Genomic DNA, 26,353 nt, shown 5'->3' with positions numbered 1-26,353 from the left:
GCTTGCGTTAAGCAAGTCACTCAACAAGCCTTTCCTGCTTATATAGAGCATACTTTGTTTGTGCCCGCTAAAATGAAAAGCACCTTTAACAAAATTGACCTTAACCATGTCCGCCCATCGGTGCTGATTGGCGGTTACCCAACAGCAATATTAGCTATTACACTACCCCCACTGACCTATACCTTTGGGGAAAAGCTTTGCAGAACAATCAGTTTATTAGCCCAGCATCAATGAAAAAGGCATTAACGCCTCATACTTTATCAGGTAAGTTTTCACGGGCTTATTTTGATTTAGGAAACTTTATTAAAAATGATAAAGGCGAGATGACTTTATTATTGCACGATGGTAGTAATCACGACCACCACGCGATTAAAGCCAATAATTTAGATAAATCATTAATCATGATAGTCCTATGTCAAATTAAGAGGACAGTGAGCTTTGTCACAATAATCACGGATAAAGTTAAGCCGGCTACAAAATATTAATATTGTGTACTAAGATTAAGCTATTATTTTTATGTCCCTAGGTCTAAATTTGCACTTTCATTTAATAACTGGCTTGTCTAAACGTATAATAATATTTGTGCATTGTGCTACAATCTTTATTATATTAGGTTATGGTCTTCATCATGTTATAAGTGAAATAGAACTACTCGGCTATCTACTTTTAACCTCTTCTTGCTTACTGTCAATTTCTCTTTATTGCGTTTATAAAAATAATTTCTCTGCATTGCTGTTAAAAATATTAACTTTAATGATCACCTTAGTCATTGTTGTTACTTGTTATTTTTTAGGTATGCGCGGCATAATCTTTGTCTTTCCTTTGGTAACCGCTTTTTTTTATAGCTTCCCATATAAAGTTGCTGTTATTACAGCCATCATTGTATCAGCCTGCTCACTACTAGCATCGTTAAATACTGTCGAAATTCAAACGGTGTTAAGGCTGTCAATCGCGTTAGCCATTAATATACTTTTTATTACTTGTCTTGCTCACTTAGTTTATAAACAACAAATGGGGTTGGTAAAAGAGGCCCGAGAAGACCAATTAACCGGTATTGCTAATAGAAGATATTTTAATGAGTTATTATCGCTAGCTCTAACAGAGGCTAAAAAGTCAGATACCCTTGTTGTCTTGCTGTACTTAGATTTAGATGACTTCAAAGTGGTCAATGATACTTACGGTCATTGTATTGGCGATTGTGTTTTAAAAGAAGCCAGTACTAGGTTGCAATCTTGTATTCGAGAATCAGATGCCGTATGTCAGCTTGATCATTTAGAAACTAAAGAGCACGTTGCTCGTTTAGGAGGTGATGAATTTGCTATTATATTAAAAGAAGTTGTTTGTATTAGTGAAATTAATGAGGTAATCGAGCGTATTTTAGCTAAAATGAACGAACCCTATATTATTGGTAAGTTATCTTTATATTGCCACGCAAGTGTTGGAGTGGCATGGAATAAAGATAAAACTAGCTCACCTGAATTACTGATGCAACAAACTGATTCGGCTATGTACCAAGCGAAGAGCAAAGGTAAGCAGAGTTGTCATACTTTTAATTACGCAACGCACTAAATATTAGCTGTCTGCTGATATAACAGCCATTTAAGTAAGCATCACTGGTTATTGAGCAATAATTCAAGTTTGTTGGCAACAATAAAAATGCCAAGTTAACGACATAGCTCTCTCGGCACTAAACAACAGTAAATAAGACGTTATAACGTGATTATCGATAAGTGAAACACCAAAGTAGCGAAGTGCTCCACATGCCGCTAGACAGCGATTTATCTGCCTTGATGATCAACATGGAAAGTCTGAAACTAATGTTTCAAATAATACCTCTTTCAAAGATTTCGTCTCTAAGTCATCAATTTTCATCGACTTGGCTATTTTAGAGACCACTTTTCTTCGGTCCTCTTCAAGAGGAATGCAAAACGCATGATCACCGCCTTTCTCTGTCAATGATGACCTCGCTGTAACACGAGTGTTGTAGGCTCTTTTGACAAAGTCACTGACTGGCGCTCGAGGATTATCAATTAGCGCCTCTGGTTTTACTACCGCACTTTCTGAAAGTAAAGATGAGTCAATAAACCCATCGATATAAAGTTTACATGGATTAATTTCACTACGGTCTATACCTTGTTGGTATGCTTTACACGATTTAATAATTTCAGACTTAAAGTCCGCAAATACTGAGCCACTTGCCAATAAAAAACAAACGAAAATAAATTTAGCCATAAAATTTTTAGTGAACTTCATTTTTAAAATTCCTTAATTCAATTAATTTTCCAGATAACCACTCGTATTAATATTCTACAAGTCATGGCAAAAACTACAATAATAACCAACTTGAGTGCTTAACCATCCTAACCTAAGCCGTTTTATCTTTCTAGATATTTTACAACCCAAAAATAAAACAATAAAAGCTGATTGTTGTTACCTCTTTATTAGAAAAAAATTGACAAAAAATCTAAGGATTATTATTTTTAATAGCTATAGGTAAATCATTAAGTGAACATTATGGCAAAACTAAACTATCACCACCTACAGTATTTTAATGCTATAGTAAAACATCGCAGTATTGCCCAGGCATCAAAAATTATTCACATAACTCCACAAACGTTGAGTGCGCAACTCAGTACTTTTGAAGATCAATTAGGCTACCTGTTATTTGAACGAAAAGGGAAACGTTTAGTGCTGAACGAAATGAGACGCTTGACTTATAGTTATAGCGAAGAAATCTTTAGTTTAGGGGACGAATTACTTTATTCACTTAAAAAACACTCAGCAGATTTTTCTTCCCGCTTTTCAATAGGTGTTACAGATGTGATAGCAAAAGTATTTTCTTTTCATTTCCTTAAGCAAATTTATACTATGGATAGTTCGATAAAATTAATCTATAAGGAAATGAGTTTAGAGGTATTACTTGGAGAGTTGGCGATAAGTGAACTACCCCGCGATATTAACTGATACTCCCCTGCCTTCGACTTCCCCGTTAAAGGCATATAGCCATGCTATCCGAAAAAGCGGTTTTAGCTTTTTTGCTCACCAAAATTTGGTTGATAAATTACAGGCTAACTTTCCTCACTCACTCGATGAATAATCATTTTTCATTGCTGGTGAAGGGACAAATCAACGTTTAATTGTACTTTCTTAGTTTAATCAATTGAGTATCTCGCCATTAATTATTGGAGAGTTTGATGATTCGATATTAACTAAGTATTTTGGTCAGGCGGGTTATGGTGTTTTTTGTGCTCCGACAATGATTGAAGATCACGTTATGGAACAATTTAACGTGAGCATTATCGGCAAAACCAATGATATAAAAGAACATTACTACTTGATCTCTCCCGAACGTAAAGTCAAAAATCCAGCGGTTCAACATTTATTAACCGAAGGCAAAAAGCTATTTAAACAACCAATGGCTTAAGTTTATTAAACAGTTAGCAAAACAAAGCCCCTAGATGGGGCTTGGCAACCGTCTTTATTTTTCAAGATGTATACTATGCTAAAGCCGTCATTCGTTTAGTTAATTATTATTAAGTATTTTTTGGAAAATTAAGGATTAATTTAGCACCACCAGTATAGGTTTTATCTAGAGATAGATAACCTCGCTGCTTGCGGGCAAAATCACCACATAAGCTTAAACCTAAGCCATTACCTGATTCACCTTGAGTACCGCATTGACTAGCAACACAATCAATAAAGAGTTGGTCTTGTATATCTTGAGGAACACCTTGACCGGTGTCTGTTATAACCAGTTTAACCTGGCCATCACTAGATTTAGCTTCAATGTCGATACTGCCATGTTCTGGCGTATATTTAATGGCGTTTGCTAATAAATTACGAATAATAGTTTTTGTTAAATTAACGTCCGCCATCACAGTAATATTTTCATTGATGTCGTGTTTAATGCTGATTTTTTTTAAATTGAAACTTTCTGCCATCAAGTCAAGCGTTTCTGTTATCAGGGGCTTTAACGCGGTCGTTTTCAATTCAGCATGAACCGCGCCTAATTGATTACGCGACCATTGAAGAATTTCGTCTAGTAGCTGATAAAAAGTCAGTGATGACTCTAAAATGCCATCAGCCATCTCAGCAATAAGCTCAGGCTCAAGGGTATCAGCATTTTCATGCAAAATTTTTGATAACCCTAAAATACCATTAAAAGGAGAGCGTAAATCATGAGACAAAATGGCAAATATTTTTTCTTGATCTGCTTGCATTCGCTCTAACTGACGGTTACGCAACCTTAGTTCTAATTGACTAACCACTTGTTTTGCTAATGTATTTAATGCTAATTGTTGTTTTTCATCCAGTTTATGGGGAACTGTATCAATAACACATAAGGTACCGATAGGCATGCCGTTTGTACTGACCAGAGGTGTTCCCGCATAAAAACGAATATCTGGGGTACCTGTTACCAACGGATTATCGACAAAGCGTTCATCCGCTAAAGTATCAGGTACTTCAAAGATGTCATCTTGTAAAATAGCATGTGAACAAAAAGCGATATCCCTTGGTGTTTCTTTAGCATTAAGACCTACTCGAGATTTAAACCACTGACGGTCTTTGTCGACAAGAGAGATGAGAGAAATAGAAGTACCACAAATGGCGCTAGCCAACTGTGTAAGTTCATCAAGCCCCTTTTCATCTTCAGTGTCTAATACTTCATATCTGAGTAATTCATCAATACGTTGTAATTCTTCGGGGTGCAGATCAGCACTTATCATAATACGCAAATCCTTAGGGTGCGTTAACTACGTTTATAGGAAAAACAGAAAATTACATTCAACTATATTCCAATGACTATAGCGTATTTTACAATGTTAATTTCTGATATGTAACAGTTTAAACAAAAATCAATCACATTTGTTGCTATGTTACTAAAACCAGCTATCAATATAATTAAAATAACGTCTCTACAATTAGAGGGCAGAAGAATCAATTACTGCTGTATTTGAGCCTAAAGACTCTATAGAAGTCTTTAAATATTCTGTGGTTTTTTACAGCTGGGTGCGTTACTGGCCTTATAATAAGCTTGGGACTTAGGCAAATGTTCTGTTAACTGATTAATACGGGTTTCATTTGATGGGTGTGTTGACATAAATTCTGGTGGTGAACCGTTTGAAAGTTTAGCCATGTTCTGCCACAAACTAATAGCTGCCGATGGTTCAAATCCTGATTTTGCCATTAAGTCTTGCCCAACTATATCAGCTTCACTTTCATGGGTACGTCCATAGGGCATTAATATACCGTACTGTAACCCTAAGCCTAAACCAGACATCCACAAGTTGCGGTTTTCAACATTTCCAACGGATAGGGCCGTATCGACAACAGCCATACCTGTTTGAGAAATTTTACTTGATGACATCCTTTCATTAGAATGACGTTCAATAACATGCCCGACTTCATGACCAATAATTGCCCCAAGTTGATTTTGATTTTCAGCAACTTTTAAAATCCCCGTATAAACACCAATTTTACCGCCGGGTAAAGCGAATGCATTGACTTGTTCAGAGTCAAAAACAACAACCTCCCACTCTCCTTTATGAGCAGATTTAGGCACGTTTTTAGTGATAGCTTTCGCGACACATTGTACGTAATTATTTACCGCAATATCACTGCTGATTTTTTCTTTTTCTTTCATTTGTTCAAACGAACTGGCACCCATTTTATTGAGATCTGAACTTGAGAAAAGCGTTATTTGATTACGTCCAGTTGAAGATTTTGCACAGCTTGCTAAAACGATAAACGCAGCAAGTGTTAATAAGAGGGTAGCTTTGTTATTCACGATATTTCCTTAGGTGAAATTTTTTAAATGAAATCCTAATAGGTATTCTAAGGAATGTTGGCAAAAAATTCGACTGTTAAAATTAAATTTATAACGAAACTTTACCTAAATTAATAGAAAATGTTGTCCCTTCGCCTAACGTACTCGTTACCTTTATATCAGATTTTAATAATTCCAATAGTTTTTTAGTGATAGCAAGCCCAAGTCCAGTATGCTTCTGCTTGTCTTGAACAGCATTACTTGCACGATAACGCGTATCAAAAATATAGGGCAGCTCATCTTCTTTAATGCCTGTGCCCGTATCAGTAATATTTAATTGACAGTGGTTTTTATCCACCTCAGTAATAGATAAGGTGATTTTTCCTAATTCAGCAGTATGGCGAATAGCATTTTCTAGTAAATTACTTAATACCCGCTCTAATTTTCCAATATCACTATGAACTTGGGTGTAAGAACACTCAGGTACGATATTAACTTCTATATGCTTAGCTGAGGTTTGTAAACTAAATTTAGCAACAACATCATATAAAAGTTCAGCTAAATTAAACGCTTCAAGATTCAAAGAAACTTGACCACTTTCAAGATGGGCTAACTCAAATATTTGATCAATAAGTCCTTTTAATTGTTGAGCGTTTTTCAACGCTATTTCGATATATTTTTGTCGTTGTTCTTTAGTGACCTGATCACTTTTTAATTCAAGGGTTTCAATATAACCTTGCAGAGACGACAGGGGTGTTCGTAAATCATGAGAGATATCAGCCAACAGCTCTCGTCGATGCTCATCATTTTTTTGTAACATGCTAAATTGTTGATTAATTTGTTTAACCATTTGTTCAAACGCTTCACCAAGTTGATGTACTTCATTACGACTGTTAGGCATCCATTTAGCGAGATTCACTTTACTTTTATCAAAACCAACCGCTCTTAGTGCTTTAATATCTCTACTCAAGCGTCTTAACGGACGAGTAAAATAAGCAAATATTCCTAACATCACTACAAAAAAGAATAGCATAGCACCAAACATTGCCAGAATAGAAAGCTCGGCTTGCCTGCTTGACTGCAATCGCTTAAAAGCAGATTCGTAACGTTCACCGGTAACAATGACATATAGGTAACCTTGCAAACTACTGCCATTAAAAACAGGCGCAGCAGAAAATATTTTTTTACGAGAAAGATGTTGTGGATCATCGCCATAAATAGGTAACGCAGCTTGATTTTGTGTCAATTGAATAAGCGGGAGTAAATCAATTTTTGTGCGTTTAATTAATGTTGGAGTAATCGAATGAGTAATAATTTTACCTGCAGGGTCAACAAAATAAAACTCAAAGGCAGGGCCTAAAACCATTAAGGTATGAAATAAATTTTTCAACGCTTGGTGATCATAAACACCTTGTTGCAATAATGGGTTGTCTCTGGCTAGATTAGCCGCTAAAGATAAGTGTAAATTTTGTTCTGATTCATATCTTGTTTTTTGCTCAAGCTGTTGCGCCCAAATATAAAACACACTAATAATTGCGATGAATACCACCAATAAAGAAAGAGACAAACGGTGATATAAAGACAGTTTCATGCGGCAACACCTTTTTTATTAAATTTATAACCCACCCCCCAAACTGTTTGCACAATTTCAGGTTTAGTGGCATTTTTTTCAACTTTGTTACGTAAGCGATTGATATGAGAATTTACAGTATGCTCATAACCACTATGGTTGTATCCCCAGACGTGACTAAGTAGCTGTTCTCGAGAAAATACTTGCTCAGGATGAGAGGCCAAAAATAAGAGTAAGTCGAATTCAGTGGAGGTTAGCTCTAGTTCTTTTCCGGCCAATAGTGTTCGATGAGTGGTATTATTGATTTGCAGTTCACCTATTGTTAAATGCTGTTCTGGTTGCAGTTGTTGTGAGTGTTTTTGCTCTCGCTGAGCCGCTAAATGTAAACGTCGCAGCTGACTTCTTACCCTAGCTTGTAATTCACGTACACTAAAAGGTTTACTCATATAATCGTCTGCGCCCAACTCAAGCCCTAATACACGATCAATTTCACTATCACGAGAGGTGATCATTAAGATCACTTGTTCTGGTTTTTGTTCACGTAGTTGTCGGCAAACATCTAAACCTGAAATACCTGGTAGCATCACATCCAATAAAACGAGAGCATAGTTATTATCAATAACTTTCTGTAGCGCTAGCTCTCCGGTTAAGCAGTGTTCAACTGTTAATGACAGCTCTTGTAAATTTAAAATCATTAAATCTGCAATATCTTGATCATCTTCAACCACTAAAATTGTGTCCATGCTTTGCTCCGTTTTATTCTATTTATTATTAAGAATTACAGCACAAAGAAAAAAAGTTCATCAACTATTGATTGAATATACTTTATGGGACAATTTTAATGCTCATTAATATTATTAGGTAGCCAAGCAAGAGTTATAAATCTCATCGACTCAAGTTAAGCTATTATTGAGCTAACTCTCTATCGATACACCTAAGCCAATACCAACAACAGTAATGTGTTCTGCATTATTTTTTCTTTATGCCTGAGCATAAGAACTTGCTCGGGCATAAATACTTTCGAAACATTTATTATTTTATCTTGTATCAACTCTTTGAGTTTATTAACTATCACTAGCAATGTAGAGTTAGCGACGCCTGCAACGACGCCAGCCAATTTATCGAGTTCGAGTGACTATGATACGTGACGTTGGATTATCCCAGCGATCCGCTTCTGTTAATACCGACGTGCTTAAACCTTCCTTACTCTCATCATTAGCATTGGCATTAGTAACAACACCGCGATGGAAATGAACTAAGTCAAAAAGATCATCACGTGCGGCATCAAAACCAGCACTTGCTCCGCCGCCTCCTGCAGCACCAGCTGCTGGACCAGGCATAGTCATTGCTGTTTCTGTATTAGCTTCAGTGCCAGAGTCCCACGTAGGAGCCATAAAGATCATTGATTGTCCGACGGTCATATTACTGATGTCAGCCGCATTAAGACCGGTAAACGCATCATTAGTGTCAACTAACATTGTTGTGAAACTAAGTCTTAAATCATCTACGTCGAGTAACGGTACAACGAGAGTCGACATTGTACCAATAGAACGAGGTCCCGTTGCACCATCTGTAGCCGTGGCATCTAAATACTGCGTTGCAGCTAAAGCTTCAGCAAGAAGTTCAGTAGGGTCACCACCTTCAGCTAGCTGTTCTAAACCAAGACTGGCGGCTTCACCATCGATAAAGGCATGGTAGCCAGGTTCATGTAGAATAATCGCCGCTGGTGAAAATGGCTGACTATAGGTTAAATTAGTTAACTGAACAGTGAAAACAGCTAGGTTACCGTTAGTTCCATTAGTGCCATCAGCACCGTTAGTACCATCAGTTCCATCAACACCCGCAGTACCGGCAGCACCGGCTTGACCAGCTGTACCATTACTTCCATCATCACCGCCACAACCCGTTGCTAATACAGCAATAAGAGGCAATAACACTACACTTATTTTATTAATATTCATGTTCTATTCTCCCTAAATTAAGATGCTGGGATAGTAATGGTTACTCGGGCAACAGGGTTCAACCAACGATGCTCTGTCGATTGTAAATCACTTGCTCCATCGGTAAGACTGGTATCGCCTAAAATATTTCTATGAATATGTACGGGACCATCGGTACCATCAACAACTTCATTAGCACCAATTGCACTTCCATCTTCAGCAAAACCAACTTTTACTGCAACACCTGTTCCACCAACACCTAATGGCACTGGAGAAGCACCTGCACCTGCAACACCTGGTACACCGTAACCACCAAGTGCAGCACCACCTTGTTCAACAATATCAGTACGCATACTGTTTAATTCGTCATTTAATTCTGTACCTGCATCATATGCGTGTAACATATAAGTATAAGTACCTGGCGTAGTTGGAATTTTAATACTGTCTAAGCCAACAAATGCATCATTCGTTGGGATCAACATAGATAAAATTGAAAGATAAGGCTTATCCATCGTATCAAAGGCATAGCTTAAAGACGTTGATGGTGCAGCTAAACCACCAAAACGATGCCATGTATTCGTTGTATTATCGGTATCTGTAGGGCCTAAAAGTGCTTCAAAGTTTTGACCTGCTGATGCAGGGTTTTGCGCATCATCAATGACACCAGCTTCTGCAAGCCATGCTAATGCTGATGTAGCTTCAACACCGGGTTCAAAAGCATCAACAGAATTATCATGGGCTATCACTAAGCGTGGCGTAAAATGTTGTGCATGGGTTAGGTTAGTAATTTGAATATCAATGGTTTGTGCCATTAATGCTGAACTTGAACAAGCTAATGCGATAGCTGATGCGACTTTAAAAAATTTCATAACTTTCCTTTGATAACTAAATGATTTCGCATTCAGTATGCGCAGCAGATATTACGAAGGTTTCACGAAGTTATCACGAATTCATCACAAGAATTAATTGTAAAAGTAATGAAATTTATTTAGAGAAAGAGGTTCTCTGTATTGATAATATTTATTAAATCTTACAAGTCCGGCAACAAGCGTGACAAAATTATTAATCATTATCATTTTTTAGAATTTATATGAAATATCGGTTAACACCAGCACTATTCAATAATATTGCCATTACTTGTTCTTCATATCGCTGGAAATTACTAGCGTGGAGCGGTTTCTCGTTTGCACTATTTTTTATGTTAAGTAAGCAAATTGAGCAAAGCACCCCTATTGTCTTGGTGTGGTTCGCTATATTTATTTTATTTGCGGCTTTACAAACCTTAGTCGTAGCCAGTTTTATTTTCTTCTTTGTGACTTTACAATCAAATAAACAAGAGAATAAACCGTGGCGAAAGTTTTATTCAACAATCGAATGGTGTGAGGCCATTATTTTTACCGTTATTTTACCTTTACCTATGCTGTTATTTGTTTACGCATTGATTATTATTTAACCGGCTATTTATTATTTAACGCCTAGAAATCAGTAATAACCTTATTTATGTTTTGCAAGCAAGGTTACCAGCTCGTCTTCGGTCAATATGTCTACCCCTAGGTCTTGCGCTTTCGTTAGCTTTGACCCAGCCTTTTCGCCAGCGACTAAAAAGTCAGTTTTTACTGAGATACTGCCTGATACTTTAGCGCCCAGTGCTTGTAATTCTGCTTTAGCTTCGTTGCGCCCCATTTGTGTCAATGTGCCGGTTAAGACAAATATTTTATCTTTCAAGGGCTGTTGTTCTGCAGATTTTACTTCAATATCTGACCATGACATTATACTTTCAAGCTCACTGACTACTTCAATGTTATGGTCTTGCTGAAAAAATTGCGTAATATTTTTAGCAACTACTGCCCCAACATCAGGCACTTTTTGCAAAAGTTCTTCATTCGCCACTTTGATTGCAGCGAAGTTAAGAAAATAATTGGCTAAATTAGTCGCAGTGGTTTCACCTACTTCGCGAATACCGAGTGCATAAATAAATTTAGGCAATGTAGTAGTTCTTGCTTTTACTAGACCTGAAATTAAATTATCTGCCGATTTTTTACCCATACGAGCCATAGTACTCACGTCTAATTCCGTTAACTTAAATAAGTCAGCAGGGGTTTTAATCAAGTTTTCGTCGACTAATTGCTCAACTAATTTATCCCCTAAACCATCTATATCGAGGGCTTTTCGTGACGAAAAATGTTTAATTGCTTCTTTACGTTGTGCGCCACAATATAAGCCCCCCGTACAACGTAATACGGCTTCGCCTTCAGCCTTAACCACAGCAGAATCACATACTGGACAGGTTATCGGAAAAACGATGTCACGAGAGTTTTCAGGACGCTTTTGCAATTGAACACTGACAATTTGTGGAATGACATCACCCGCTCTTCTGATCGTGACAAAATCATTGATTTTGATACCTAAGCGCTCAATCTCATCCTGATTATGTAAGGTCGCATTGCTGACGGTTACACCACCAACAAAAATAGGATTTAAACGCGCAACCGGAGTAATAGCCCCGGTTCGGCCTACTTGAAAGTCAACATCCAGTAATTGTGTTGTCTCTTCCTGTGCCGGAAATTTATAAGCGGTTGCCCAGCGCGGTGCTCGAGCAACAAAGCCTAATTTTTTTTGTAGGGCTATATCATCAACTTTAAAAACGGTGCCATCTATTTCATAGCTTAAATTGTCACGTTCTTGCATGATATATTGATAAAAGCTGGCGACTTCTGACGAGTCACTCAGTAACTTAACTTCTGGGCACATAGGTAAACCCAATGTTTTTAACTGGCAAAGACGTTGATAGTGTGAATTTTCTAACCACTGTTCGCCTAATGTTTGACTTGATGCTTGTTCAACATAACCAATACCATAGACATAAAAAGCTAAGTTGCGTTTAGCGGCTATTTTTGAGTCTAATTGGCGTAAACTACCTGCAGCTGCGTTTCTTGGGTTTGCGAAAATCTTTTCCCCTTTTTTTAGCGCACTAGCATTTAAGGCATTAAAGCTGGCTTTGGGCATAAAAACTTCGCCGCGAACCTCTAATATATCAGGGTAGTTATCACCGGTTAATTTTAAAGGTATCGATTTGATCGTGCGAACATTTACCGTGATATTTTCACCCACAGCGCCATCCCCGCGCGTAGCTGCTTGCACTAAAACACCATTTTCGTAGCGTAAACTCACCGCTAAACCATCAAGTTTTGGCTCGGCACAGTATTTAATAGTTTCTTTTGAAAGCAAACGGTCTTTTACACGCTTAGCAAAAGCTTGCCATTCATCACCAGAAAATACGTTATCAAGGGATAGCATAGGTACTTGGTGTGTCACTTGACTAAAAGATTTTAACGCTTGCCCACCGACTTTTTGACTCGGTGAATCAAGTAATTTTAATTCTGGCTCTGCTGTTTCAATTGAAATAAGTTCTCGCATTAAGCGATCATATTCTGCATCAGGAACACTGGGTTCATCTAGGTCGTAATATTGATGATTTAATTGATTGATAAGTTGATGAAGCTCTTGTACTCGAGTCGCATTAGCAGGTGATGACATAAGAATGAATTACTTTTGAAAGAGTTTAAATTACAGGTTAATCAATAAATTAACCTGTCAGAGTTTGCTTGATTTTAAGATGAGGCGATTAAATTTCTTCGCGTAAATTCGCGAATTTTACCCACGTAATGTTGTTCTGTTTGTTTGGTCATAACATTACGTTTGTCATCTAATAATTGACCATTAAATTCTAAAGCGAGTTGCTTTGCTGCGTTGAGCATTTGCTCAAAGACGACGGAAGCATCGCCCGCATTAGGTAACATCATAAAAAGGCTAATACCTTGTGTAGTAAAGCTTTCCATATTGTCGAGATCAAATGTGCCTGGTTTCATGATATTTGCTAAACTAAAGGTAACTTTACCATTTCCAGCATTATCTTGATGGCGGTGAAAGATGTTCATCTCTCCGTATTTCATACCTAATGTTAATAATGTCGGTAAAAGTGCGGCACCTGACATTTGCTGTTTTTCAGGCATAACCACTGAAATAACCAGTACATCAGGTTCAACTTCCACTTTTTTATGCTGAGGGATTATCGATTCTTTTTTGGCCGCGCTTTTACTTTCTTTGCTTTCACTGCCAAAATTTATCTCTATTTGGTCTCGCTTAACAGGCGCTTTTTCAGTAAAACGCGCCGAGGTTTTTAAGGGTTGTTTAGCTGATGTTATCGGTGTTTGATAAACAGGTGTTTCAATTCTCTCAATAACAGCCGCTTCTTTGGCTGTAACCGAGCCAAATAATGATGCATCATGATCACGTAAATCAGCACTGTTGTTATCTTTTTTAGCAGAAGTTTCATCAAAAGAAGACATATCCCCCAAACTTGGTTCATCATCTTCGGCACTAAATTCGCGATATGATGAAGCTTGTTCTTCATATTCAGCTGTCGATGGCATAGGCATCTCTTCATCATATGATTGGGCACCAAGTGAGTTTTCAACGACTCTTGGCTTACTAACACCATCTTGATCAAAGCCTGAGCCATCAAAACCTCGGTTATTAGGCTCAACTTTTTCAGCTTTTGCTTTAAGCTTATAAGGGTTTTTATTTTTTCTTATGGTCCAAAAACCATGAACAAATATTGCCGTGATCACCACAGCACTGATAACAATCAATGCAGTTCTGAAATTATATTCCATCGGATAGCCTTTTATTATTCTATTTTCAGCTTGGTTTAGCTTTACTTAATTTTGTACTTATTCTAATTCAGCCATAGCGATTGCTTCATCAATATCTACAGCTACCATTTTTGATACGCCCGGTTCAAACATAGTAACACCGGTTAACTGACTCGCCATTTCCATAGCTATTTTATTATGGCTGATATAAATAAACTGTACAGTTTGCGACATCTCTCGCACCAAGTTACAAAAACGACTAACGTTAGCATCATCAAGAGGCGCATCGACTTCATCAAGCATACAAAATGGTGCAGGATTTAACCTAAAAATTGCGAACACTAATGATAATGCGGTCAGCGCTTTTTCGCCACCAGATAATAAGTGAATCGTGCTATTTTTTTTACCTGGCGGTCTAGCCATAATAGTAACACCCGTTTCAAGCATATCATCATCTGTTAAGGCTAAATAGGCACTACCACCACCAAAAACCTTAGGAAATAATGCTTTAAGATCACTATTAATTTTTTCAAAGGTATTTTTAAATTTGTGACGGCTTTCTTTATCTATCTTAGCAATAGCTAATTCTAACGTATTAATCGCCTGGGTTAAATCTTCATCTTGTTGATCAAGATAGGTCTTTCGCTCAAATTGTATTTGATATTCATTGATTGCTGCAAGATTTATTGCCCCTAAACGATTAATATCTTTACCTAAATTAACAATATGAGCCTGCCATAAAGGCTCTTTTGCCTGATCTGGCATAGCGGTTTGCACCGCCAATAAATTCTGTTGCATTTCATTAAGTTGCTCGAGTGCCGCATCAGCACGTAAACGATAACTTTCTGCGGTTAAATGAACAGCATTAATTTGCTCTTTCTTACTGTTAATATTTCTAGTGAGTTGCTGAACTTTTGATTCTGCATCACTAATCAGTGTTTTAGAGTCTGTTGTATCGTGCTGTATCTTTGCTATTTTTTCATTAAGTTCCGCAACGTCGATTAGCCATGCTTGTAACTTTTGCTCATCAATTTGCAACGGCGATGCACACTCTTCAACGATTTCTTGATGCATGCGTTGTTGTTTGGTGAGTTGTTGAATACTTTCTTGCGCACGAACCAATGATAATTGGCCTTGAGTTTGCTCATGATTCAATTTTTCAATCATTAACGCTTGCTGATGTTTTTGTTGGTGGAACCTTTGGCTACTTTCTTGGCTGTCTTGAATTTTTCTTTGTAAACTCTCTTGTGCACTGCTGATATGCATAAGCTGTTCGGCATCATGCTTTGGTAGTTTTGTAAGCGCATCTTCTTGTACTGATAATAATTTTTTGTTTTGGCTCAGTAAACTTTCTAGCGTTGTTAGTTCTTGTTGATAAAGGCTGCTTTGTTTATCGCGTTGCTCTGCCGCTTGTTTAGCCAAAGCAATTTTTTGCTGTAAAGCCTGAACTTGATAAGTAGATTGTTCGATTGCCGTTTTAAGTATCTTAGCGTCACTCACAAATTGTTCTTTGCTTTTTATCAGCTGACTTTCTTTATCTTGGCATGCTTGAATACTGAGTGTTAACTCAGTCACTTTTTCTGAAGTCTGGCTGATATTATCCGTTAACTGTAGCAAGGCATCAAAATTTTCAGCGCTTCCTTTTCGCAGAAAATACCGACTTAACCAAGTACCATCTTTGCAAATAACTGACTGGTGATCAGCAAGCGTTAACATTATCTGTTGCGCTTGTTGGTAATCTTGGGCAATAAAAATATTATTTAGCAAGGCCGTTATTGCCGGTAAGCCTTTAACTTGTTCAGCCAATGTACCGCTTGTTGCTTTCACTGAACGAGTCGCACTAGTCTTGTTTATTTGTTGATCTAGCACTAAAAATAGTGGTTCAATGGTGACTTCTGTGGGGAAATATTCAACCAACTCGCCTTGTAACCAATGATGTAGCACTAATTCGACACTTGCCTGCCAGGCTGTTTCTACGGTTAATAATTGAAAAACAGCGCCAAGCACTTTTTGCCCGCGCACACTTAACCATTCTTTTTGTTTAATGCGCCAACCTGCTTGTTGATTTTGTTGTGTCAGTAACTGCTGTAAATAAAGCTTTAATGCTGCTATTTCTCCACTGTACTGTGCTTGCTGCTTCGAGGCTAGGCTGATTTGGGTAACGAGTACGAGTTGCTTTGATTCATTATCTTTATATTGTTTTAGTAAAGACTGCTGGTGTTTTTCTTGCTTAAGTAGCTTGTTGCTAAGCTCAGCAGTACTCTCGACATTTTCGCTGAAGCTCTCTTTGGTTAAATTCGCTAATAAATGTGTTAATGATTGCTGGCGCTGCTGCTGCTGACTTATCTGCTCGCTTAACTGAGAGATTCGCTGATTAACACTCAGCTGTTGATCATTTGTATCTTGGTGTTGGCGTTGTAAAGCTTGCCATTGCTGATGCTCATTTCGCTGCTGTTCAATATAGCCTTCTAACTGAATTTGACTCTCAAGCAGTTGCTGCTCTATGAGTTCAAGTTCAGGTACGTGTTCGGTAATTTTTAAAGTGCTTTTTTGGAGTTGTTCTTGCTCGGCTAGCACCAATTGTTGCGCATTAATCAGCTGTTGCTGGGTAACACTGTTATCGTGTTGGGCTTTCTGTTTTTGTTGCTTTAAATGTTTGATGTTTTGTTCTGCACGAGCAATATCATTACTTAATAGTAATTTTTGTTGATGTAGCTCACCGCTAGACTCTCCGCCTATGGTCACTTTTTGTTTAGCATCAAACAACTGGATATCGATTTTTTTCTGTTCAACAATCAAAGCTTCTATTTCTGTTTGATATTGACTTACTTGTTGTTTTTGCTCGTTAGCTTGCTGATCAAATTTTTGCCATTTTAAAACAGTCAACTCAGCTCTATATTTACGCTCTCTAGTTTTTAACGTTTTAAAACGTTTAGCTGCTTCTGCCTGTTGATGCAGTTTATCGATTTGTAAACCAAGCTCAACACGTATATCGTTTAAGCGTTCAAGGTTTTCACGCGTATGTCTGATCCTATTTTCAGTGTCTCTGCGGCGTTCTTTATATTTAGAAATACCCGCGGCTTCTTCAATAAAAACACGTAACTCTTGCGGCTTAGATTCAATAAGTTTTGAGATAGTACCTTGCTCAATAATCGCATAACTGCGAGGACCAAGACCGGTACCCAGGAAAATATCGGTGATATCTCGACGGCGGCATTTACTACCGTTTAAATAATATGTATTTTGGCTATCACGATTTATAACGCGTCGAATAGAAACTTGATTACGATCGGCCATGTTGCCTTGTATGCGACCATCAATATTATCGAATAACAATTCAACAGATGCTTGTCCGACCGGCTTGCGTGTTGCTGCGCCATTAAAAATGACATCAGTCATGGCATCACCACGCAAATTTTTCGCTGAACTTTCACCAAGTACCCAACGAACAGCGTCAATGATATTCGATTTCCCACAACCGTTTGGCCCAACAATAGCTGTCATTCTTTGTTCAAATGGCACTTTGGTCGGGTCAACAAACGATTTAAAACCAGCAAGTTTTATATGCTTTAAACGCATAAAACACAGAAACCTTTTATTGTTATACTTTGATAATACTCGGCAATAAAATTTTACCAGAGTTATCTATATTTTGTAACATGAAACATCTGTTCAATTTATCAATTTATTTTATAATCACAGTTAAAACAGCATGTAAGGATAAAAATCAGCCAATGAATACAATTATTAATCAACCGTTAGCTAACAGTGGTGCCGGATATTTTATTAAGGGCTTTGAATTAATCAGAGAAAAAGGTATTCGCCGTTTTGTGTTTATACCCCTACTGGTTAATTTAGTCTTATTTAGTGTCGCCTTTTATAGTCTTTTTTTAGAACTTGATACCTATATGACTATGCTCGATAACTGGCTTCCTGATTGGCTGTCTTGGTTAAGTGCTTTCTTATGGCCAGTCGCTTTATTATTTTTGTTAGTGATGTTTTCTTTTATATTTAGTTCAGTCGCCAACTGGATTGCCGCACCTTTTAATGGTTTGCTATCAGAAAAGATGGAATTATTACTCTGTGGTAAAACAATACCACCCGCTTCAACCCTAGATGTTATAAAAGATGTACCACGAACGTTATCAAGAGAATGGTGTAAATTACGCTATTATTTACCGCGCGCTATTGGTTTTTTTATTCTTTATTGGATACTGCCAGTTATAGGACAAATATTTTGGTTTTTATTTTTAGCTTGGATGATGGCCGTTCAATATAAAGACTATCCATTTGATAATCATAAAATTGACTTTAATGAAATGCGTTACGCACTCAAACAAAAGCAAGGATTAAGTTATAGCTTTGGTATTACAACGGCAGTATTTTCAATGATCCCTATTATTAATCTAGTGGTCATGCCTGTCGCTATATGTGGTGCAACCGCGCTATGGGTTGATCATTACAGAAATGACTTTGTTGATACCTAATGAACTTTCGAGATGATTTTGTTGACCGTTCATGTTAATTAATTATTAATCAGTTAGTTAGCGTTATTTATACGATTAGGTACTTATTACCGCTATTATAATTGGTTATTTAAACAATACCTTATATCGCGGTAATGATTAGATTATTAACAATATTCTTGATAATTACCTAGCAACACACTAGATTTAGCTAAGCCCGTTAAAGGATCAAATATTATGTTTAACCTAAGTACCGTAAATTTATCAAGTCGATTAGCTTGTTCCTTGAAAACACTATTAGTCGCTTTTATGTTAATAAACGTCAACTTTGCTATCGCAGAAGAAACAGCAATGGTGACCATACCGGCCATGAGTGATGCGCGAGTTTTTGCTGAATTTACCGATGAGACACCTGCAGTTATCAACTATTTTACAAAAAGTACCGAAGAGGAAGTTATCCAGTTTTATCAAAAAGAATATGGGCAAGCGTTAAACCAAGAAAGGAAACGTGGGCGTTTAACAGTAAACTTTAGTGAAAAAAAACATAGCATCAGAGTTGTTATTTCACAGCAAAACCAGCTACGACAAGTTGATGTGATCGTTGAAGAAAACAGCAATAAATAATATATACATCACAAATCACATAAAAAAACGCCACGTTAATAAATGTTAACGTGGCGTTTTTATTTTATCATTTTAGTTGAATGTTATTTAGCTTTTAAGACACCGTCAATAGTGCCTTGCGCTAAACCATGATAACCAGGGCGCGCTTTTTCATAGACATTAAGTGCCCAAGCTTTACCTGCAGGTGTCTCAGCTAACGCTTTATAAAGCGGTACGATTAACTTACGACGACCGATAGCAATGAGATATTTTGACATCGCAGGGTAAACAGTATCGTAACCGGTTCTTAAGGCTAATAAGTACCAAGCATGCGCAATTTCAGCATTAGTACTGGCGGTAAGGTTAAACGCTTTATCGAGTGCACTCATCCGCTCAGTCGGTAATGTTACCGGCAAGTTATTAATAAAATGCAGCCATTCATGCAAAGTCCATGCTTTAGTTGGTAATTGCGCTAACGTTATTTTATCACTTAACAGACTATTAATTTGACCGTCGATAGTGGTAAATGCACTTGATGTAGGCTGCGGCGCGGAACTGGGTAATCCTTGTTCATAAATCCATTCATTAACTTCTGTATCGCTAACAATATTTGGATATTTATCAGTAAGATTCTTTTTCAAATAAATAACAAAATTGGCAGTACCTAAGCTTTCAAAGGCATGGCTGTTGAAGTAATCTAAAATAAAAGTATCAAATTTATCTCGACCAAACTTAGCCTCTAAAAACATTAAAAACAACTGACCTTTGACATAGGGAACACCTGAGAATGCGTCATCAGGATCACGCCCTTTAAGGTCGATATAAAGCTGAGTATCACCCGGCGCTAATTCAGCAATTTCATAATTTAAACTTTGTGCACCAAGCGCTTGTTCCATAACGGCTCGGTCTTCACCAAATACCGCTTCCATAATACGATTTTCAACATAACTGGTAAAACCTTCGTTTAACCATAAGTCACGCCAACTTTCATTAGTCACTAAGTTACCCGACCAAGAATGAGCAAGTTCATGAGCAATTAAATTGACTAAGCTTTTATCACCAGCAATAACTGTTGGGGTAATAAAAGACAAACGTGGGTTTTCCATACCACCAAAAGGAAAACTAGGCGGTAATATCAGTAAGTCATAGCGCCCCCAACGATAAGGACCAAAGATTTTTTCTGACTCATCAATCATCGCTTGTGTATCGTCAAACTCACTAACCGCTGCCTCTAAAATGCTGGCTTCAGCATAAATCCCCGTTTGCTTACTCATCGCTTTAAATTCTAAATCACCGACACTAATTGCAATTAAATAAGCAGGGATTGCTTGCGGCATACTAAAAAAGTAATCGCCGTCACGAGCGGTATTAGGTTCGTTATTAGCACTCATTACCGCTAATAAATTATCAGGCGTAGTAATACGAGCGGTATAAGTTGCGCGAACACTAGGTGTGTCTTGCACCGGGATCCATGAACGTGCGTGAATCGCTTGATTTTGACTAAATAAGAAAGGATGCTTTTTCCCTGCCGTTTGTTCAGCTGACAACCATTGTAAACCTGATGCTTTTTCAGTTGATTGGTAATAAACACGAATTTTTTGTGCTTTAAAAGTATTGTTTATGGTGAGTTTCGAACCTAACACGTTATCACGGTTAGCAAGGGTGAAACTTACCCCACGCCATTGTCCTGCTTCAGTTTGAGCCATAACGCGGTCAATGATTAAATCTCGGGTATCGAGAATAATAGGCTGCGAAGTTTTACTTAACCACTCTAACGATAATTCTGCAAAACCAGCGAGTGATTTTTCATCAAAATTAACCGCTAGATCTAAATAGATATGGGTTGTTTTTACTTGGTCGTAATTAGCATAGGTGTATGCGTCATTGGTTTTTGCCAAACTTGTAAAGCTCGATAAAACCAATAGTGCAAATAAAGACTTAAACAATGGTCGCATTATGGAAGATCCAATAAAAAAATAGGCTGATAGGTTAAGATAACCTACCAGCCTATTCAACTGATTCTTTATAAAATAATTTTTTTGCAGTACATTCGTCTTTACGGTTGTTCCATTCTAATAACAACACGTCTGTTTTGTGCACGACCAATAACGGTATTGTTGGCAGCAATGTGACGTTTTTCGCCATAACCTTTTGCTTCAATTCGACCAGGGTCTATACCACTTTTAACAAAATGCTCTCGAATCGTGTTTGCTCGGCGGTTCGATATTTTCAAGTTATCGTTTCTGCCACCATAACTGTCAGTATAACCGTCAATAAGCACCAACTCTAAGTTTTGATCTAAAGTAAGGTACTCTGCGATCATCGTTAAACGCTTTTTAGATGATTTAGTTAAGCTGTCACCACCAAATTGATAATTTAATACTGTGTAAGAAATATCATCAAAATTGTAATTAAGTAAGTTACTAACACAACCAATAAATTCTTGATAGGCACGATTAAACTTAGCCGTTGATATACCAACAGAAATAAGATCGTTGTCGCTATACCAATCGTTATAGTAAAACGTGGGGTTCATGCCCTGCTCTAATTCATTAAGCATATTCCAAGCAACCTTTTTCGGTAGGCTTGGCGCAAACTGCTTATGAAGTTTCATATTGGCAATAGTTCGACCATTTTTTCCAGGGCGCCAATTAGGCGCAACAGAACGAACTTCTGCTAATGAATAAGTATCGGGTAAACGCATCATATCGAGTTCAAATTCCATATTCATTTTACGGCTTGCCGTACTATAGAATTTTGCTTCACCATAATTAGGTATTTGGTGTGATAAAGTGCACTCTAACCTAGAGTTATTAGTTAACTGCCAATTAGCGTGTTCTAAGTCAGCACCATACTGACGAATACCAGCATTAGCTTGGCTAACAAATACGCATAATAATAATGTGATGATAGTTTTTTTCATAAAATATTTATCTTTTATCTTGCCACTTATCTGTTATCGACCCAATATTCTATAACTTTAGCAGTTATCAGCAATATTTTCATAACTTTCAAGCTTCATCATAGTGTTCGCATAGAGTTTACATTTTTTTTCTGCGATAATTTACGCCTTGAAATTGAATGCTAACTTAAAAAAGATGTAAACATGAGTATAAATCCTGATACTAAAAATAAGAGTTCTGCTGATAAAAATATTAAAAGTGCTTTTGCACAGCGCTTTAGAGGTTATTTCCCAGTAGTCATCGATGTTGAAACAGCAGGTTTCAATTCACAAACTGATGCTTTATTGGAAATAGCAGCAACAACTTTATCGCTAGATGAAAGTACAGGTCAATTTTCTCTTGATGAAACAATTCACTTTAACGTAGAACCTTTTGAAGGTGCCAACTTAGAGCAAGCGGCATTAGAGTTCACTGGCATAGACCCAACAAACCCATTACGTGGTGCTGTTGATGAAAACAAAGCGTTAACAGAAATTTTTAAATTAATTAGAAAAAAGATGAAAATTGCCGGCTGCCAGCGTGCCGTTATGGTTGCTCATAATTCCGCGTTTGATTTGGGGTTTGTCAATGCAGCCGTTGAACGTTGTTTAATAAAGCGATCACCCTTTCATCCTTTTGTTAGCTTTGATACCACAACATTATCTGGTTTAGCGCTTGGACAAACTGTTCTTGCAAAAGCCTGTTTAGCGGCAGGGTTAGACTTCAATAACAGTGAAGCTCATTCGGCATTATACGATACCGAAAAAACCGCTGAACTTTTTTGTTTTATTGTTAATAAATGGCAAAAAATGGGTGGTTGGCCCCTAGCAATAGCCGATGAAGAACAACAAGATAGTGATACACCGGCAAGCGATTAAAATAATTTAGCTGAGCTACTGCGGTTATTATGTCGGCACAATAGATTTCTAACCGCTAAAACTATCAAAGTGAATGCAAAAAATTGAAAGAGTGAATTTTTGGTGACCATCAGGGTAAATACCCCAATAGCGTTGTAAATATAGGGTAAATATTCATAGAAGAGTTCAGGTATTTTATTTTTTATACCGAGTTTTTTTTGTTTATCGAGTCTTCGACAAGCCGAACGAGTAACTAATGTAACACAAGCAGCACTATAAAATAGTGCCGCAGAAATAAGCATAGGCCATGTCATATTAAAGGTAAGTAAATAACCACTTACAATAAAATACGCGAACGGTAAGTTCTCATAAAGCGTCTTAGGTACAAACAAAACGATTCCATAAATCAATAAGGTGATAAATTAAGTGTAGGTTGATTTTCAACTTTTGATTGGCTTAATTTTAAACACTGTCACTTTCTATTATTTATCCTCTTTAATGAAACCACCGTTACCCTAATACTGAAATAAAACTCGCAAAAGACACCGTCATCCTGATATTGAAATACAACTCACAAAGACACCGTCATCCTGAACTTGTTTCAGGATCTAGTACTTTAGATACTGAAATAAATTCAGCATGACGACCTCAAGAGCCAGTGCTTAAATACTGAAATACAACTCACAAAGGCACCGTCACCCTGAACTTGTTTCAGGATCTAGTACTTTAGATACTGAAATAAATTCAGCATGACGACCTCAAGAGCCAGTGCTTAAATACTGAAATACAACTCACAAAGACACCGTCATCCTGATACTAAAATACAACTCGAAAAAGACACCGTCATCCTGATACTGAAATACAACTAGCAAAAGGCACCGTCATCCTGAACTTGTTTCAGGATCTCGTCGTTGACAAAACAAAAAACAGATACTGAAATAAATTCAGCATGACGACCTCAAGAGCCAGTACTTATATACTGAAATACAACCCACAAAGACACCGTCATCCTGAACTTGTTTCAGGATCTAGTACTTTAGATACTGAAATAAATTCAGCATGACGACCTCAAGAGCCAGTGCTTAAATACTGAAATACAACTCACAAAGACACCGTCATCCTGATACTAAAATACAACTCGAAAAAGACACCGTCATCCTGATACTGAAATACAACTAGCAAAAGGCACCGTCATCCTGATACTAAAATACAACTCGTAAAAACGCCGTCATCCTGAACTTGTTTCAGGATCTCGTCGTTGACAAAACAAAAAACAGATACTGAAATAAATTCAGCATGACGGAATTGAACATCGTCACTCTTTGCCGTCCTTGGCACCGTGACATACCGTTCTTCCTGAACATAAAAAAACCGCAATTAAGCGGTTTTTTTATTACTTTTAATAATTACATCGGCTAACTAAAGCCTAAGCTATTACCTTAAAGCTTGTCAGCATTGTTAGCTAAGTAAGATGCAACGCCTTCAGGAGAAGCAGTCATACCTTTATCACCTTTGTTCCAGCCAGCTGGACAAACTTCGCCGTGCTCTTGGTGGAATTGTAATGCGTCAACCATACGGATCATTTCGTCAACGTCACGACCTAATGGTAAATCGTTAATCACTTGATGACGTACATTGCCTTCTTCATCAATTAAGAAAGAACCACGAAATGCAACACCCGCTTCAGGATGTTCAACATCGTATGCTTTACAGATTTCATGCTTTGTATCAGCAACCAAAGTATATTGTACTGGGCCAATACCGCCTTCGTTTACTGGAGTGTTACGCCATGCGTTATGAGAAAATTGTGAATCGATAGAAACACCAATAACTTCAACACCACGGCTTTTGAACTCTTCCATACGGTGATCAAAAGCTAATAACTCAGACGGACAAACAAAAGTAAAATCTAGAGGGTAGAAAAATACCACGGCTTTTTTACCTTTAATTGCTGTCGATAACGTAAAGCTATCAACAATTTCGCCACTACCTAAAACTGCTGCTGCAGTAAAATCTGGTGCTGCACGGCCAACTAATACACTCATTCTTTTCTCCAATATTTTTATTAAATTGATTTAAATCATAAAACTGACGTACATCTATTATTGAGACGATAAGGTGATTTTCAACTTACTTTTCATCTTTTTTAATAAAAAATTTAGCTAACGTCAGTTTCTAAAATGATATTAAGCTTTTTCTTCAGAATTATTTTTTTCTGCAGCTTCTTTGATCAAGGTTTGTAATTCACCTTGTTGGAACATTTCCATAATGATGTCACAACCACCGACTAATTCACCGTCAACCCATAATTGTGGGAATGTTGGCCAATCAGCATACTTTGGCAATTCGGCACGAATATCAGGGTTTTGTAAAATATCAACATAAGCAAATTTTTCACCACACTGCATTAGTGCTTGTGATGCTTGTGAAGAAAAGCCACAGCTAGGCAATTTAGGAGAACCTTTCATATAAAGCAGAATAGTGTTTTCAGAAAGTTGTTCTTTGATACGTTCAATAGTTTCCATGGGATACCTCTAATTACGACCGAAAAAACCTCGATCTTTACAATATAAAATTTAATGTTTATTACTTTGATTAATGGAGTCTGACACTAAAATAATCAAGGTAATAAAGACTAAAAAGCACTTATTTAGTAGAATAAACAATAACAGGCTTGATATTTACACTGGCAAAACCTATATAAATGGGTACACTAGTCAGGCTTTAATAATACTTGACTAGTTTACTAGGTTTTAACTGGTTTTTAAATAAAAGCACACAACTTCTTTATTTTTGCGCAAAAATAAATTTGTATAACCCATTTCTGGAGAAACTAATGGCTATTGAATTACCCGCATTACCCTATGCACAAGATGCACTTGTACCACATATTTCAGCTGAAACACTTGAGTTTCACTACGGTAAGCATCACAACACTTATGTTGTAAAGCTTAATGGATTAATTGAAGGTACTGATTTTGAAGGCAAGTCTTTAGAAGACATCGTAAAGACTTCATCAGCAGGCATTTTCAATAATGCAGCACAAATTTGGAATCACACATTCTACTGGAACAGCCTAAGCCCTAACGGCGGCGGTGAACCAACAGGCGCTTTGGCTGATGCGATCAATGCAAGCTTTGGTTCTTTCGCTGAATTTAAAACAAAATTTACTGAAAGTGCAATCAACAACTTTGGTTCAAGCTGGACATGGTTAGTGAAAAAAGCAGATGGTAGCCTTGCTATCGTTAACACTTCAAATGCTGCAACACCATTAACTGATGAGAGCGTTACACCGTTATTAACAGTAGATTTATGGGAACATGCTTACTACATTGATTACCGTAATCTTCGTCCAAGCTACATGGCTGGTTTTTGGGCATTAGCTAACTGGGATTTTGCTGCGGCAAACTTCGCTTAATTTATATTCATTAAAGATTAATTTATTAACCTTTAATTAAGAATTTTATTGAAAACCAGAGTACCAACTCTGGTTTTTTTATACATAAAATTCAATAAAAGTGTCCTATTTATTTTTAATTCAATATAAAAGACT

24 protein-coding genes are annotated in these 26,353 nt (G+C 37.2%); 9 read left to right on the top strand and 15 right to left on the bottom strand.

What is annotated here, in order from left to right:
• The first annotated feature begins 197 nt into the window (after positions 1-197).
• The gene (locus A3Q34_RS17310; protein ID WP_157471026.1) at positions 198-485 is read left to right on the top strand and encodes a hypothetical protein; all 288 of its coding nucleotides are present in this window, start codon (positions 198-200) and stop codon (positions 483-485) included.
• Between the two features lie 73 nt (positions 486-558).
• Complete coding sequence (locus tag A3Q34_RS17305; RefSeq protein WP_197517612.1) at positions 559-1,569, top strand: GGDEF domain-containing protein; 1,011 nt, start codon at positions 559-561, stop codon at positions 1,567-1,569.
• 225 nt (positions 1,570-1,794) lie between these two features.
• On the opposite strand, the gene A3Q34_RS17300 is transcribed toward A3Q34_RS17305, so the two are convergent.
• The gene (locus tag A3Q34_RS17300; RefSeq protein ID WP_070376478.1) at positions 1,795-2,253 is read right to left on the bottom strand and encodes a Rap1a/Tai family immunity protein; all 459 of its coding nucleotides are present in this window, start codon (positions 2,251-2,253) and stop codon (positions 1,795-1,797) included.
• A 261-nt stretch (positions 2,254-2,514) separates the two neighbouring features.
• Between A3Q34_RS17300 and A3Q34_RS20130 the strand changes: the two genes are divergently transcribed.
• Together A3Q34_RS20130 and A3Q34_RS20125 are read left to right on the top strand one after the other, a co-directional pair.
• The gene (locus A3Q34_RS20130) at positions 2,515-2,964 is read left to right on the top strand and encodes a LysR family transcriptional regulator (protein WP_083278073.1); all 450 of its coding nucleotides are present in this window, start codon (positions 2,515-2,517) and stop codon (positions 2,962-2,964) included.
• Positions 2,965-3,160: 196 nt separating this feature from the next.
• Positions 3,161-3,424 (top strand): hypothetical protein, encoded by a 264-nt coding sequence (locus A3Q34_RS20125; RefSeq protein ID WP_083278072.1) that lies wholly within the window; start codon positions 3,161-3,163, stop codon positions 3,422-3,424.
• Positions 3,425-3,533: 109 nt separating this feature from the next.
• Here A3Q34_RS20125 and A3Q34_RS17290 read toward each other — a convergent pair whose 3' ends face one another.
• The 6 genes from A3Q34_RS17290 to A3Q34_RS17260 form a co-directional block, all read right to left on the bottom strand.
• Positions 3,534-4,727 carry a GAF domain-containing sensor histidine kinase gene (locus tag A3Q34_RS17290; RefSeq protein WP_070376477.1) on the bottom strand — a complete coding sequence of 398 codons (1,194 nt, stop codon included), beginning with the start codon at positions 4,725-4,727 and terminating at the stop codon, positions 3,534-3,536.
• 254 nt (positions 4,728-4,981) lie between these two features.
• Positions 4,982-5,788: a M48 family metallopeptidase gene (locus tag A3Q34_RS17285; protein ID WP_070376476.1), complete on the bottom strand. Its 807-nt coding sequence runs from the start codon at positions 5,786-5,788 to the stop codon at positions 4,982-4,984.
• Between the two features lie 88 nt (positions 5,789-5,876).
• Positions 5,877-7,358, bottom strand: coding sequence for a sensor histidine kinase (locus A3Q34_RS17280; protein WP_070376475.1), 1,482 nt, complete (start codon positions 7,356-7,358; stop codon positions 5,877-5,879).
• Complete coding sequence (locus A3Q34_RS17275) at positions 7,355-8,080, bottom strand: response regulator transcription factor (protein ID WP_070376474.1); 726 nt, start codon at positions 8,078-8,080, stop codon at positions 7,355-7,357. Before A3Q34_RS17275 ends, A3Q34_RS17280 begins: the two co-directional genes overlap by 4 nt.
• A 375-nt stretch (positions 8,081-8,455) precedes the next feature.
• The gene (locus tag A3Q34_RS17265; protein ID WP_070376472.1) at positions 8,456-9,298 is read right to left on the bottom strand and encodes a spondin domain-containing protein; all 843 of its coding nucleotides are present in this window, start codon (positions 9,296-9,298) and stop codon (positions 8,456-8,458) included.
• A 17-nt stretch (positions 9,299-9,315) separates the two neighbouring features.
• Complete coding sequence (locus A3Q34_RS17260) at positions 9,316-10,146, bottom strand: spondin domain-containing protein (RefSeq protein ID WP_070376471.1); 831 nt, start codon at positions 10,144-10,146, stop codon at positions 9,316-9,318.
• A gap of 221 nt (positions 10,147-10,367) precedes the next feature.
• Between A3Q34_RS17260 and A3Q34_RS17255 the strand changes: the two genes are divergently transcribed.
• Positions 10,368-10,730 carry a hypothetical protein gene (locus A3Q34_RS17255; RefSeq protein WP_070376470.1) on the top strand — a complete coding sequence of 121 codons (363 nt, stop codon included), beginning with the start codon at positions 10,368-10,370 and terminating at the stop codon, positions 10,728-10,730.
• A gap of 41 nt (positions 10,731-10,771) precedes the next feature.
• On the opposite strand, the gene ligA is transcribed toward A3Q34_RS17255, so the two are convergent.
• The 3 genes from ligA to smc form a co-directional block, all read right to left on the bottom strand.
• Positions 10,772-12,814, bottom strand: coding sequence for an NAD-dependent DNA ligase LigA (ligA, locus tag A3Q34_RS17250; protein ID WP_070376469.1), 2,043 nt, complete (start codon positions 12,812-12,814; stop codon positions 10,772-10,774).
• Between the two features lie 74 nt (positions 12,815-12,888).
• Complete coding sequence (gene zipA / locus A3Q34_RS17245) at positions 12,889-13,953, bottom strand: cell division protein ZipA (protein WP_070376468.1); 1,065 nt, start codon at positions 13,951-13,953, stop codon at positions 12,889-12,891.
• 57 nt (positions 13,954-14,010) lie between these two features.
• The gene (gene smc / locus A3Q34_RS17240; protein WP_070376467.1) at positions 14,011-17,511 is read right to left on the bottom strand and encodes a chromosome segregation protein SMC; all 3,501 of its coding nucleotides are present in this window, start codon (positions 17,509-17,511) and stop codon (positions 14,011-14,013) included.
• A gap of 155 nt (positions 17,512-17,666) precedes the next feature.
• Here smc and cysZ point away from each other — a divergent pair, with 155 nt between their 5' ends.
• The gene (gene cysZ / locus A3Q34_RS17235; RefSeq protein ID WP_070376466.1) at positions 17,667-18,419 is read left to right on the top strand and encodes a sulfate transporter CysZ; all 753 of its coding nucleotides are present in this window, start codon (positions 17,667-17,669) and stop codon (positions 18,417-18,419) included.
• 216 nt (positions 18,420-18,635) lie between these two features.
• Positions 18,636-19,022, top strand: coding sequence for a hypothetical protein (locus A3Q34_RS17230; protein ID WP_070376465.1), 387 nt, complete (start codon positions 18,636-18,638; stop codon positions 19,020-19,022).
• An 83-nt stretch (positions 19,023-19,105) separates the two neighbouring features.
• Here the strand turns inward: A3Q34_RS17230 and A3Q34_RS17225 are convergent, their stop codons facing one another.
• Positions 19,106-20,956, bottom strand: a complete 1,851-nt coding sequence (locus A3Q34_RS17225; protein WP_070376464.1) for a M1 family metallopeptidase — start codon at positions 20,954-20,956, stop codon at positions 19,106-19,108.
• Positions 20,957-21,057: 101 nt separating this feature from the next.
• Entirely contained in the window at positions 21,058-21,924 is an 867-nt protein-coding gene (locus A3Q34_RS17220) for a flagellar protein MotY (protein ID WP_070376463.1), read from the bottom strand.
• Between the two features lie 183 nt (positions 21,925-22,107).
• Between A3Q34_RS17220 and rnt the strand changes: the two genes are divergently transcribed.
• Entirely contained in the window at positions 22,108-22,821 is a 714-nt protein-coding gene (rnt, locus tag A3Q34_RS17215; RefSeq protein WP_070376462.1) for a ribonuclease T, read from the top strand.
• Here the strand turns inward: rnt and A3Q34_RS17210 are convergent.
• From A3Q34_RS17210 to A3Q34_RS17200, 3 genes are all read right to left on the bottom strand, one after another.
• Complete coding sequence (locus tag A3Q34_RS17210; protein ID WP_070376461.1) at positions 22,818-23,192, bottom strand: hypothetical protein; 375 nt, start codon at positions 23,190-23,192, stop codon at positions 22,818-22,820. The genes rnt and A3Q34_RS17210 overlap by 4 nt on opposite strands.
• A gap of 1,047 nt (positions 23,193-24,239) precedes the next feature.
• A complete protein-coding gene (locus A3Q34_RS17205) occupies positions 24,240-24,845 on the bottom strand; it encodes a peroxiredoxin (RefSeq protein WP_070376460.1) in 606 nt (201 codons plus the stop codon).
• Positions 24,846-24,986: 141 nt separating this feature from the next.
• Positions 24,987-25,325 (bottom strand): Grx4 family monothiol glutaredoxin, encoded by a 339-nt coding sequence (locus tag A3Q34_RS17200; RefSeq protein WP_070376459.1) that lies wholly within the window; start codon positions 25,323-25,325, stop codon positions 24,987-24,989.
• A 311-nt stretch (positions 25,326-25,636) separates the two neighbouring features.
• Here A3Q34_RS17200 and sodB point away from each other — a divergent pair, with 311 nt between their 5' ends.
• Positions 25,637-26,218, top strand: a complete 582-nt coding sequence (gene sodB, locus A3Q34_RS17195; protein ID WP_070376458.1) for a superoxide dismutase [Fe] — start codon at positions 25,637-25,639, stop codon at positions 26,216-26,218.
• Positions 26,219-26,353: the final 135 nt, after the last annotated feature.

The sequence above is a fragment of the Colwellia sp. PAMC 20917 genome, from assembly GCF_001767295.1.
Lineage (GTDB): Bacteria > Pseudomonadota > Gammaproteobacteria > Enterobacterales > Alteromonadaceae > Colwellia_A.
This window is presented reverse-complemented; position numbering and strand designations above follow the sequence as displayed.

What these genes read in the sequence shown, in the direction of transcription:
- A3Q34_RS17280 (WP_070376475.1), bottom strand. Translation starts at nt 7,358, where the DNA reads ATGAAACTGTCTTTATATCACCGTTTGTCTCTTTCTTTATTGGTGGTA.
- A3Q34_RS17230 (WP_070376465.1), top strand. Translation starts at nt 18,636, where the DNA reads ATGTTTAACCTAAGTACCGTAAATTTATCAAGTCGATTAGCTTGTTCC.
- sodB (WP_070376458.1), top strand. Translation starts at nt 25,637, where the DNA reads ATGGCTATTGAATTACCCGCATTACCCTATGCACAAGATGCACTTGTA.
- A3Q34_RS17275 (WP_070376474.1), bottom strand. Translation starts at nt 8,080, where the DNA reads ATGGACACAATTTTAGTGGTTGAAGATGATCAAGATATTGCAGATTTA.
- A3Q34_RS17300 (WP_070376478.1), bottom strand. Translation starts at nt 2,253, where the DNA reads ATGAAGTTCACTAAAAATTTTATGGCTAAATTTATTTTCGTTTGTTTT.
- rnt (WP_070376462.1), top strand. Translation starts at nt 22,108, where the DNA reads ATGAGTATAAATCCTGATACTAAAAATAAGAGTTCTGCTGATAAAAAT.
- A3Q34_RS17260 (WP_070376471.1), bottom strand. Translation starts at nt 10,146, where the DNA reads ATGAAATTTTTTAAAGTCGCATCAGCTATCGCATTAGCTTGTTCAAGT.
- A3Q34_RS20130 (WP_083278073.1), top strand. Translation starts at nt 2,515, where the DNA reads ATGGCAAAACTAAACTATCACCACCTACAGTATTTTAATGCTATAGTA.
- zipA (WP_070376468.1), bottom strand. Translation starts at nt 13,953, where the DNA reads ATGGAATATAATTTCAGAACTGCATTGATTGTTATCAGTGCTGTGGTG.
- smc (WP_070376467.1), bottom strand. Translation starts at nt 17,511, where the DNA reads ATGCGTTTAAAGCATATAAAACTTGCTGGTTTTAAATCGTTTGTTGAC.
- ligA (WP_070376469.1), bottom strand. Translation starts at nt 12,814, where the DNA reads ATGTCATCACCTGCTAATGCGACTCGAGTACAAGAGCTTCATCAACTT.
- A3Q34_RS17220 (WP_070376463.1), bottom strand. Translation starts at nt 21,924, where the DNA reads ATGAAAAAAACTATCATCACATTATTATTATGCGTATTTGTTAGCCAA.
- A3Q34_RS17200 (WP_070376459.1), bottom strand. Translation starts at nt 25,325, where the DNA reads ATGGAAACTATTGAACGTATCAAAGAACAACTTTCTGAAAACACTATT.
- A3Q34_RS17255 (WP_070376470.1), top strand. Translation starts at nt 10,368, where the DNA reads ATGAAATATCGGTTAACACCAGCACTATTCAATAATATTGCCATTACT.
- A3Q34_RS17290 (WP_070376477.1), bottom strand. Translation starts at nt 4,727, where the DNA reads ATGATAAGTGCTGATCTGCACCCCGAAGAATTACAACGTATTGATGAA.
- cysZ (WP_070376466.1), top strand. Translation starts at nt 17,667, where the DNA reads ATGAATACAATTATTAATCAACCGTTAGCTAACAGTGGTGCCGGATAT.
- A3Q34_RS17225 (WP_070376464.1), bottom strand. Translation starts at nt 20,956, where the DNA reads ATGCGACCATTGTTTAAGTCTTTATTTGCACTATTGGTTTTATCGAGC.
- A3Q34_RS17265 (WP_070376472.1), bottom strand. Translation starts at nt 9,298, where the DNA reads ATGAATATTAATAAAATAAGTGTAGTGTTATTGCCTCTTATTGCTGTA.
- A3Q34_RS17205 (WP_070376460.1), bottom strand. Translation starts at nt 24,845, where the DNA reads ATGAGTGTATTAGTTGGCCGTGCAGCACCAGATTTTACTGCAGCAGCA.